The organism is Fulvivirga sp., from assembly GCF_040220315.1.
Taxonomy (GTDB): Bacteria; Bacteroidota; Bacteroidia; order Cytophagales; family Cyclobacteriaceae; genus Fulvivirga.
The window spans coordinates 1-10,517 of record NZ_JAVJUY010000248.1 but is presented as its reverse complement, the minus strand read 5'-3'; the positions used below and the strand labels follow the sequence as shown (position 1 = coordinate 10,517).

Annotated in this window: 11 protein-coding genes; 5 read left to right on the top strand and 6 right to left on the bottom strand. The window is 39.2% G+C overall.

Going from position 1 to position 10,517, the window contains the following annotated elements; genetic code table 11:
- Positions 1 to 2,087: OmpA family protein (locus RLO81_RS11970; RefSeq protein WP_350111793.1), on the bottom strand; the 2,087-nt coding region annotated here is incomplete at its 3' end.
- A 14-nt stretch (positions 2,088 to 2,101) separates the two neighbouring features.
- Positions 2,102 to 3,322: a dipeptidase gene (locus RLO81_RS11965; RefSeq protein ID WP_350111791.1), complete on the bottom strand. Its 1,221-nt coding sequence runs from the start codon at positions 3,320 to 3,322 to the stop codon at positions 2,102 to 2,104.
- Positions 3,323 to 3,381: 59 nt separating this feature from the next.
- Here RLO81_RS11965 and RLO81_RS11960 point away from each other — a divergent pair, with 59 nt between their 5' ends.
- Genes RLO81_RS11960 through RLO81_RS11940 form a run of 5 tightly spaced genes read left to right on the top strand, consistent with a single transcriptional unit; the run spans position 3,382 to position 7,090 of the window.
- Positions 3,382 to 3,627 carry a cytochrome b5 domain-containing protein gene (locus RLO81_RS11960; protein ID WP_350111789.1) on the top strand — a complete coding sequence of 82 codons (246 nt, stop codon included), beginning with the start codon at positions 3,382 to 3,384 and terminating at the stop codon, positions 3,625 to 3,627.
- 2 nt (positions 3,628 to 3,629) lie between these two features.
- Positions 3,630 to 4,460, top strand: coding sequence for an N-acetylglucosamine kinase (locus RLO81_RS11955; protein WP_350111787.1), 831 nt, complete (start codon positions 3,630 to 3,632; stop codon positions 4,458 to 4,460).
- Positions 4,461 to 4,468: 8 nt separating this feature from the next.
- Positions 4,469 to 5,284 (top strand): N-acetylmuramic acid 6-phosphate etherase, encoded by an 816-nt coding sequence (gene murQ, locus RLO81_RS11950; RefSeq protein WP_350111786.1) that lies wholly within the window; start codon positions 4,469 to 4,471, stop codon positions 5,282 to 5,284.
- Entirely contained in the window at positions 5,271 to 5,858 is a 588-nt protein-coding gene (locus RLO81_RS11945) for a hypothetical protein (protein WP_350111784.1), read from the top strand. Before murQ ends, RLO81_RS11945 begins: the two co-directional genes overlap by 14 nt.
- Before the next feature lie 11 nt (positions 5,859 to 5,869).
- Positions 5,870 to 7,090: an alpha/beta hydrolase family protein gene (locus tag RLO81_RS11940; RefSeq protein ID WP_350111782.1), complete on the top strand. Its 1,221-nt coding sequence runs from the start codon at positions 5,870 to 5,872 to the stop codon at positions 7,088 to 7,090.
- 1 nt (position 7,091) lies between these two features.
- Here RLO81_RS11940 and RLO81_RS11935 read toward each other — a convergent pair whose 3' ends face one another.
- From RLO81_RS11935 to era, 4 genes are all read right to left on the bottom strand, one after another.
- Entirely contained in the window at positions 7,092 to 7,694 is a 603-nt protein-coding gene (locus RLO81_RS11935; RefSeq protein ID WP_350111780.1) for a SprT-like domain-containing protein, read from the bottom strand.
- Between the two features lie 51 nt (positions 7,695 to 7,745).
- Positions 7,746 to 7,982 carry a hypothetical protein gene (locus tag RLO81_RS11930; protein WP_350111778.1) on the bottom strand — a complete coding sequence of 79 codons (237 nt, stop codon included), beginning with the start codon at positions 7,980 to 7,982 and terminating at the stop codon, positions 7,746 to 7,748.
- 67 nt (positions 7,983 to 8,049) lie between these two features.
- Positions 8,050 to 9,354: a ribosome biogenesis GTPase Der gene (der, locus tag RLO81_RS11925; RefSeq protein ID WP_350111776.1), complete on the bottom strand. Its 1,305-nt coding sequence runs from the start codon at positions 9,352 to 9,354 to the stop codon at positions 8,050 to 8,052.
- A gap of 72 nt (positions 9,355 to 9,426) precedes the next feature.
- On the bottom strand, positions 9,427 to 10,314 hold the full coding sequence (era, locus tag RLO81_RS11920; RefSeq protein WP_350111774.1) for a GTPase Era: 888 nt from the start codon (positions 10,312 to 10,314) through the stop codon (positions 9,427 to 9,429).
- Positions 10,315 to 10,517 lie beyond the last annotated feature (203 nt).

Sequence of the window (10,517 nt, the reverse complement as noted above, 5' to 3'; positions counted from 1 at the left end):
TTATTCTGGTCTGCAAAAACGATCTCAAATTCAACCCTTCGGTTTTGCGCCCTGCCTTCAGCTGTAGCGTTGTCTGCCACAGGTTTTGTTTCGCCATAGCCAATGGCATCAAGCCTGTCTTCTTCAACTCCGTGTTCAATTAAGTAGGTTTTGGTAGATTGTGCTCTTTTATGCGATAAAATCAGGTTTGTTTCGTCATTACCCTGATCATCAGTATGGCCGGATATTCTTAGTTTATAATCCGGGTTTTGCTGCATCACATCCACCACTTTGTCGAGTATGACATATGAAACCGGCCTGATCACATCACTCGCCAATTCAAATTCAATTCCACGTAATGCAGCCTGAAGTACTTCTTTGGTTTCATTTGTTATTTCAGGACACCCGTTATTCTCTTTCACGCCTGCCAGCCTTGGGCAGTCATCAAATTTGTCGATGATTAAATCGCCATCTGAATCCGGGCAACCATTCGTTTCTTTCGGACCTGCAAAATTTGGGCAGTCATCCTCTTCATCAATTATGCCATCATCATCCGAATCTTCATCTACTGGCACCGTCCAATTGGTACCTAATATTTTCAATTCAATTCGATCATTAATATTGGTGTTTGGCTTGAAATGGATTTTTTCTCTAGCAATGTAGGGCAGCATATTGCCATATCCTTTGACAACAAAACGTGCCGGGTGCAATCCTTGAGTGATGAAATAGGTTACAACAGCCTGAGCCCGTTCTTCAGATAGAACCAGGTTTTCAGTGGCACTTTGCTCTTGTGCGCTGTGGCCACCAATCTCTACATAGAGTTTAGGATATTTTTTTAGAATCCCAACAAAGCGATCTAATTCAAGGAAAGCATCTTGTGAGAATTTGTCAGAACCAGTTTCAAAAAAGATATTATGAATAGATACTTTTTGGCCTTCTTCAATGGGAACTAGAGCCAAGTCACTTTCAATTTCTACGTATTCAGTTACCTCGCTCATATCCTTGTACTGAACAACGCCAATAAAACCCTCTTTTTTGGCCAGGTATTCATAAATATGACCTCTTGGAAGCACCATTTTGTAATCACCTCTTTCTGGCGAAGAAACGGCTTGCTCTATTTCTTTTCGCTCAGGCAGGTCAAGAAAAGATATTTCTGCCTCTATTGGCCCTTTTGTTTTTTCGTTGTACACAGTACCAGAAATGAGCAAAACAGGATCTGGCCTGAACTGATAGGGTAAAGTTACTTTGTAGATATCTTTGGACCCATCTACCGAGCCTTTGGTACTAACAAAATAGGCAAAGTTTCCTGATGCAGGAATGCTATAATAGCCCTCAAATTCATCGGAATTTACTTCAGGACCAATATTTTGAGGTTTTGACCACTTTTTCCAGGTGTCATCTAGTCTTTTGGAATAGTAGATATCACTGCTTCCATAACCTTTAAATCCCATGGAAGCAAAGAATAATGTTTTATCATCTGCGGCAAGGAATGGTGAAAATTCAGCTTCGGGGGTATTTATATCAGATCCCAGATTTATGGGTTCCGACCAATTTGTTTCATCAATCTTTTTGCTCACATATAAATCCTGATCTCCCATGCCATCTTCTCTTTCAATGGCCATTAAGAGGTGGTTGCCCTTATTGGACTGATAATAGTCAACAAAATCGCTATTATTATAGAAATTCTCAATAATTAATTTTTTAGGGTAGCCCCAGCTTGAACCGGATTTATTACTGATAGACGCTCCTGCGGTTACACTGCCATCTTGATTATAAGCGTTGATAACCAACAAATGATTTCCATCTGTTGAAACAGAATTAACACCATTTGGGTATTTGTCATTCAGAGGAAAACCAATGTTTACTGCGCGAGACCATGCTCCATCGGCATAAATTGAATAGTAGATGTCCTGAGGGTCTTTAAATCCTTTGAAGTTATCGGGATAATTTTGCCTGGCAAAGAATAATATTTTTCCATCAGGTGAAATAATAGGCTTAGACTCATTATACGTAGTATTAATATTTGGGCCTAAATTTTCCTTTACTATCTCCTGACAAAAGGAGTTGATGGTACTAAATAGAAGAACTATTGCTATTAACTTATTCATTGCCAACCTTTTTATTACATTGATGCCTCTGCTAGTTTATCTACTTCTTTCCAAACACGGAATACATTTTTGTAACATATTTTCTCGATATCTTCTTCTGAATATCCACGTTTCAACAATTCAGCGATCAAATTTGGGTAGGTAGAAACATCTTTTAAACCTGTAGGCAATGAATTGCCCACACCATCATAATCAGATCCGATGCCCACATGATCAATGCCGGCTACTTTTACCACATGATCGATATGATCAGCAGCTTTTTGAACATTGGTAAATAATGGATTCTCAGCCAAATATCGCTTCACATAATTAGCCGATGCCGTATCGCTTGGATCGGCCTTGGCCTTATCGTTGTAGGGTTTAACATGATTCCATACCTGACGTGATTTATCAGCTAAAAAAGTTGAGCCAAAGTTGATTTGTATCACACCATTCTTTTCACCTAAAAGTTTGATCATATCATCCGACATATTGCGCTCAAAACCGGGGGTAAAATGCCTGCAAGATGAGTGTGAAGCAATTACCGGAGCTTTCGATAACTCCATCACCTGATAAAATGTGCTGTCAGAAATGTGTGATACATCGATCATTATCCCCACTTTATTCATTTCTTCAACCACCTGCTTACCAAAAGGGCTCAAGCCATTCCATTTTCTTTCGGGATCGTATGATGAATCACAAATTTGATTGTTTTTAGAGTGTGTGAGTGTGATATAGCTCACTCCTCTATCATTGAAATATTTTATATTGGCGAGGTCATTTTCTATCGGAGCGCCATTTTCTATACCCATTGGTAAGGAAATAATTCCTGCTTCAAAATTATTGGCAACATCTTCGGCTGTATGTGCCACAGCAAATTTATCAGGGTAGGCATTGGCAATGCTCTCCACCAAACCGATTAATGTATCGGCCAGCGCCTTGGCACCTCCTGTTTCCTGGTAGCTGGCTGGTATATAAATTGACATAAAAGGAGCATCCAATCCACCGGCTACTGCCCTTTGGTAATCAAAATTTCCATTCTCGGTTGCTAAAATTACTTCTTTGTCTTCCTCAATGTTAAATCCACTTTCCTTCAAGCGATAGGGTAAATCTATATGACCATCAAGAATGATGAATTTTTTTGCGAGCTGCTGTGCTTTTTCTTCAATGGTTAGTTCTTCCACTTTTTCTTCTTTTTGCTCCTTAGGCTGGCAAGAAATAAGAACAAGCGAAATCAATAACAATAAATATCTCATAGTGTGTGTTTTCCAATTATCTCGGAAAGATATATAAATTTGAACTCATTAAAAACCAGATGGAAGATCAGCATTTGCCATTTTTTACCCGACAACAGCTATCACTCAGAAATGGGCAGGATAGAGAAGAGGTCTGGGTGGCCTATCGTGCAATTATTTATGATGTGAGTAGGTCTAAATTATGGAGGGACGGCAAACATTACGAACATTGGGCAGGGCAAGATTTAACGGATGAATTGGCTGATGCACCACACAATGCCAATGTTTTTGATAAGTTTAAAGCCATAGGGAGATTAAAGGGTTAATTATGAAGCTGATAGCGGATAGTGGGTCTACAAAAACAGACTGGAGATTGATTGATGATGATGGCAAGATACGTCAGTTCAAAACCGATGGATTGAACCCACTCCAGCAAGATGAAGCAACTATTTATACGATTTTAGCCGAGCAATTACCTAACGACCTGAATCCTGAAGCGCTACACTTCTATGGAGCAGGATGTTCATCTGAAAAGGCTATTGAACGGATTAGATTCTCAGCCAAAAGAAGATTCAAATCTTTAAGCACCATTCAGGTACATTCTGATGTATTGGCGGCAGCCAGGGCGCTGTGTGGTACAGAGGAAGGAATTGTATGCATTCTCGGCACAGGGTCAAATGCTTGCGCTTATGATGGAGATAATATTATTGCTAATGCCCCGTCATTGGGTTATGTCTTGAATGATGTGGGCAGCGGTAGTTGGTTAGGCAAAAAGCTACTACACGATTACTTTGGTAAAAGACTTGCTGGCGAAACAAGAAAATCGCTTGAAGGCTATAAAGACATTTCACTAAAACAAGTTTTTGATCAGGTATATGTATCGGAGCGACCAGCTGCTTACCTGGCCTCTTTTTCACAGTTTATATTAGAGAGAATACACGAGCCCTATTTTTACAACCTTGTTTATGAAGGGTTTATGAAGTTTATTGATGAGAACATCGGCTATTTAAGCAAAAAATGGCCGGTACATTTTACGGGTTCCATTGCCTTTTATTATGCTAATATTTTAAGAAAAGCAGGGTCGGATTCCGGTATTGTTGTAAAAAACATCATTCAATCGCCCATTGCTGGCTTAACCTTATATCATCAAAACAGTTAAACCATTTTATGAGTACTACTGAATCATCGTCAAATTATGATCATCTGGAGGAAATGTCTGTGCGAGACATTCTTGTGAATATAAACAAAGAAGATACTTCCGTACCTAAGGCTGTGATGCGAGCTATGCCCCAGATGGAGGCATTAATTCCTGAGATAGTAAAGCAGCTTCAAAAAGGGGGGCGATTATTTTACATAGGAGCTGGCACCAGCGGTAGATTAGGAATATTAGATGCCTCGGAGATACCCCCCACCTTTGGAATGGCGCATGGAATAGTGGTTGGGTTAATAGCCGGTGGTGATGGGGCTATTCGTAAGGCAGTAGAATTTGCCGAGGATGATGAAAATCAGGCATGGAAGGATCTTAAAGAACATCAAATTAACCATAAAGATGTTGTGATAGGAATTGCGGCTAGCGGAAGAACACCTTACGTAATTGGTGGAGTTCGGAAAGCCAAAGAGGAGGGCTTGATTACAGGTTGTATTACTTGCAACAGGGATTCGGAATTGGCTAAATCAGTAACATTTCCTATCGAAATTGTGGTAGGTCCGGAGTTTGTGACCGGGAGTACCCGAATGAAAGCCGGTACTGCCCAAAAGCTGGCGTTAAATATGATATCTACATCTTGTATGATTCAGCTGGGCAGGGTGAAGGGCAATAAAATGGTGGACATGCAGTTGAGTAACAACAAACTGGTAGACCGTGGTGTTAGAATGCTCATGGAGGAGTTATGTATTGGCAGGGAAGAAGCGGAAGAGCTTCTTGATTTACACGGTTCAGTAAGAAAGGTGATAGAATTTATACGTAAAGATGCACGAGATTGAACCATACTACCGATGGTTGAACATTTATAATTCTGCAGAAGATGTTCGTTCACCTTATCATGGCAAGGAGTATAATTTTGACATGTATAGCGATACCATCTATGGCTATTACATTGACCCGGCATGGGACTATCTGGGTTCTGAAACACTTTATAATAAATTATTATTTGTTGATTATGAAAACGGCTTTGCCGTAATTGAGCTGATGGGAGAATGGAATGATGCTATCAATAATGACATCATGCATTTTAAAAGAAATATTATTGAACACATGATGGGTGAGGGCATCAGCAAGTTTGTTTTAATTGGCGAAAGCGTTTTTAATTTTCATGGGTCTGACGATGAATATTATTCTGAGTGGTTTGAAGAAGTTGAAGACCGTGATAATTTTTCTGAGCCCGGTTGGATAGCAGGTGTTAACTTTCCCGATTTTATTAAGGATGAACTAAGTAACTATAATATTGACTTATATATAAACCTTGGCGGAGAGTTAGATGTTGTCAACTGGAGAACGATGGCTCCAAAGAGGTTTTGTGAGTTTGTAGATGGGCTTATCCAAAGAAGGTTGAACTGAAAAAAATCGCAATGAGATACGAAAAAATAGCCAGGTATTTGACAGCATTATTGCTATTATTATTCACGCTAGTTTTTAATTCCTGCGACAATTCAGATGATGAAACTCAGCCGGAGCCGCAGATAGAAAACCTGGAGGATGGTACCCGATTAACCGAAATAAGTATTGCTAACCTTAGTGGTTTAATTGGTCTTTTTGGAATACCTGAATTGTCAGATTTAGCTGATCAGTTGAACTACGATATTGTAGGGTATGAAGTAACATACACCACAACCTATTTGGGTGAAGAAATAACCGCTTCCGGTTTAGTAACCTTCCCTGAAACGACAGATCCGGTTCCCATGCTCAGCTTTCAAAACGGTACGATAGCGAGTAATGATGAAGCACCCACAAACAATCAATCAGAGTTTTTTACCTTCAGCGCCATTGCCAGTACCGGTTATATTTTTGTAATTCCAGATTACATTGGTTTTGGAGCTTCTATTGACTATATACCGCCATATCATCATGCAGAATATACAGGTAGGGCAGTGATTGATCTAATGAAAGCTGCTAAGGAGTTGGCTGTACAGGAAGGGTTTAATTTTAATGGTAAGGCATTTTTAGCTGGCTATTCTGAAGGGGGTTATGCCGCAATGGCATCGCACAAATTAATGGAGGAGGAGCAACCAGAGGGCTTTGAGTTGGTGGCATCAGCACCGGCTTCCGGTGGTTATGATGTAAAGGGCTTTCAGGAATATTTATTTGGTTTGGAAACGTATGATAATCCTTACTTTTTGGCTTTCGTAGCACTATCTTACAAAACTACGTATGGATATGACGATCCGCTTTCCGATCTTTTTCAAGAGCCATATGCCACCATTATTCCAGATTTGTTCGATGGCACAAATTCCGGTTCAACCATCAATGGCCAGCTCACTACCGTAATTGCAGACCTTATACAGCCCGATATTTTAACGAATATAGATGATCCAAAATACAGTGATTTTGTAAATGCACTGAATGAGAATTCATTGGTTGATTGGCAACCTGTAGCGCCAATGTTTATGTATCATGGCACGGCAGATATAACAGTTCCTTATCAAAATTCTGTTGATACTTTTGAAAAGCTACTAGCCAATGGAGCAAATGCAGAAACCATTGAATTAATTGATTTGGTTGGGGAAGACCATAATTCTGGTGTGGCACCTTATGCATTGGCTATGCTGAATATTTTTAATGAATTGAAGTAGGTCAGGCAGCTTCTACCAGTGCCGATTTCGAGATCAGGTATTTTCTTCCTGTTGGAATTTCCTCACATACAAATCGGGTTCTTCTCAAGGATTCTTTTTTAAAGGTTCTATTACCAAGCTTAAAAACCTTACCCGTTGGTATTTCTTCTAAGAACACTCCATTTTTTTCATCATACTTTGAAAGCATTTTTGTTAATGCGTGATCATTACAACTTGAGGCTTTTGGGTTTTTCAGATAACTAGCTAGCGTACGAAGAACATCGTCTGGAAAGATGTTATTATTTAGAAGTGGCAACATCAGATTTTTAAATACAGATTTCCATTCCTTTCCATGTGGCGCTGCCCTTCTGCCATAATCTTGAAATGTAACCAGATGTGCTACTTCGTGAATGTATGTGATCAGGAATGAGTAAGGGTTGAGATCGTTATTTACCGTTATGTAGTGGCTTTTGGTTTTGGGATTGTACTTGTAATCGCCCAATTTAGTTTGCCGCTTTTTTTTAATGGATAATTTGAAATTATGCTTAGCCCAAAGTTCATAGCAGTAGTTAACGGCTGGTTCTGGCATGAATTTACTTAAAGCTAACTGGTATTTATTCATCATAAAAAAAGGCCTTAGATAACTAAGGCCTTTAAATTAAAAAAAGTTTAAAGATTATTCTTCAGAACCTTCTTCCATTTCTTCAACAGCTTCTTCAGCCTCAGCAGCTACAGAATCAGCTTCTTCCATAACTTCTTCAGTTGCTTCTTCCATTTCTTCTACTGCTTCTTCAGCTGTTTCTTCTACTGCTTCAGTAGCTTCAGCTGCTTCTTCTTTAGCGCCAGATCCACCACATGCAACGAATGCAAGAGAAAAACTAACTGCTAATAATAATGTTAATAACTTTTTCATATTTCACAGGTTTTGGTTTTGTAAAGGCCAAATATAGCTACATTTAGAGATTCAGGTCAAGTCCATGTTATTTTTTTCTAAAAAACAACCGAATTGGAACTCCCTCAAAGTCAAAGTGTTTACGTAGTTTATTCTCCAAAAACCGCTCATACGGTGCTTTAATGTACTGTGGCAGGTTGCAAAAGAAAGCAAAAGTGGGTGTATGAATAGGCAGCTGAGTGATGTACTTTATTTTGATATATTTACCTTTTGTGGCGGGCGGAGGGTTTTTTTCAATCTCCGGAAGCAATAATTCATTAAGCTTTGAGGTAGAAATCTTTCTTATTCTATTCTCATAAATCTCATTGGCCTTCTCAATGGCCTGAAAAATTCGTTGTTTTTTTAATACCGATGTAAAAATAATTGGCAAGTAATTTAGTGTGCCGAGTTTGGCTACTAAATCTTTTCTTATTTGTTCTGCCGTGTTGGTTTCTTTTTCAATCAAATCCCATTTGTTGATCATGATCATCATGCCCTTATTGTACTTGTGTGCCAAGCCAATGATACTCATGTCCTGGGCTTCCAGTCCTCTTTCGGCATCGATAATAAAAATACACACATCACTATCTTGCAGTGCCTGTATGGATCGTAAAACACTATAGAATTCAATATCTTCTTTAACACGGGATTTTTTTCTTATGCCGGCAGTGTCTGTCAGTATAAAATCTTTACCATATAACTTGTAGCGAGTATTGATGGAATCCCTTGTTGTACCAGCTTCATCGGTAACAATGGTTCTTTCTTTTCCTAATAAAGCATTCAGGAAGGATGATTTGCCTACATTAGGCCTTCCTAAAATGGCAATCTTTGGAATTCCTTCTTCGGTATATTTATCACCTTCTTCTAAGTGTTGTACTACCTCATCTAATAACTCCCCTGTGCCTGTGCCAGTAGCGGACGATATGGGAAACACTTCACCCATGCCCAATTCGTAAAACTCCATGGCCATGTGTATGCGCTCTGTAGTATCTGCTTTATTGGCCACAAGAAGTACCGGCTTCTTAGAGGTTCTAATTACTTTGGCAAAATCTTTATCGAGATCAGTTAAGCCCATGTGTGAGTCTACCATGAACAAAATAACAGTGGCCTCTTCCAAAGCTAACTCTACCTGCTTTCTAATTTCTGATTCAAACTTGTCTTCAGAACCTGTAACGTACCCACCTGTATCAATAACTGTAAAAAATTTACCAATCCACTCGGCATAGCCATAGTGCCGATCGCGGGTAACACCACTTTCATCATCCATAATGGCCTTTCGCTTTTCTATAAGCCGATTAAATAAGGTTGATTTACCTACGTTGGGCCTGCCAACAATTGCTACTACGTTTGCCATATTTTTAGTTCTTAGTCGTGATAAGTTAGTCTTGAGTAGTTTTTCTAGTTACTAGGGACTATGGACTTACGACTAATTTTTATATCCGAATCTTTTTAAATTAATTTCTTTTTTGCGCCAGTCTTCTGCCACCTTTACAAAGGTCTCTAAATGCACTTGCTTACCGAAAAATTCTTCTAAATCTTTTCTGGCGGCAATACCCACCTTTTTTAGTGCCTCACCTTTATGGCCTATGATAATACCTTTCTGGCTCTTGCGTTCTACATATATTTCTGCACGCATTCTGATGATTTTCTCATCTTCTTTAAACTCCATTATTTCCACTTCAGTGCTGTAGGGCACTTCCTTTTTGTAGTTTAAGAAGATTTTCTCTCTCACGATCTCAGCTGCAAAAAACCGTTCGGGCTTATCGGTGAGCTGATCTTTTGGAAAATATGCCGGGTGCTCTGGTAAAGAATCTACGATCTGATTAAACACCTTATCGATGTTTATGCCATCGAGGGCGGAGATCATGATATAAGCGTCAGCCTTTACATATTCCTTCCAATAGGTGAGCTTATCTTCAGCCTGAGTGCCTTTGGCCTGATCTATCTTATTAAGGATAAAAATCAACGGTACATTTATTTTCTTTAATGTCTCGCCTAAAGTCTCATCGAAAGCCTCATAGATATCAGTTACAAACAGCACCACATCTGCATCTGATAGCGATGAATTTACAAATTTCATCATGGATTGATGAAGCTGATATTCTGGTTTTAATATACCTGGGGTATCAGAATAAACAATTTGGAAATTATCTCCGCTCAGTATACCCATTATTCTATGGCGGGTGGTTTGGGCTTTGGATGTGATGATGGAAAGTTTTTCACCCACTACCTGGTTCATGAGTGTGGATTTACCAACATTGGGTTTACCGATGATGCTAACAAAGCCGGCTTTATGAGGAGAAGTATTCGTCAATTTGAAATATATTTTAGCAAAGGTACTTGATTTTAAAAATTATAACTTCTACTTTTGTAATCCTTTTGAAAAACAGAGGAAAAAACTACGAAAGTGTAGTAAATAATAAAGATTAAAAATACCAAAAAATATACCGCGGGGTGGAGCAGTTGGTAGCTCGTTGGGCTCATAACCCAAAGGTCACAGGTTCGAGTCCTGTCCCC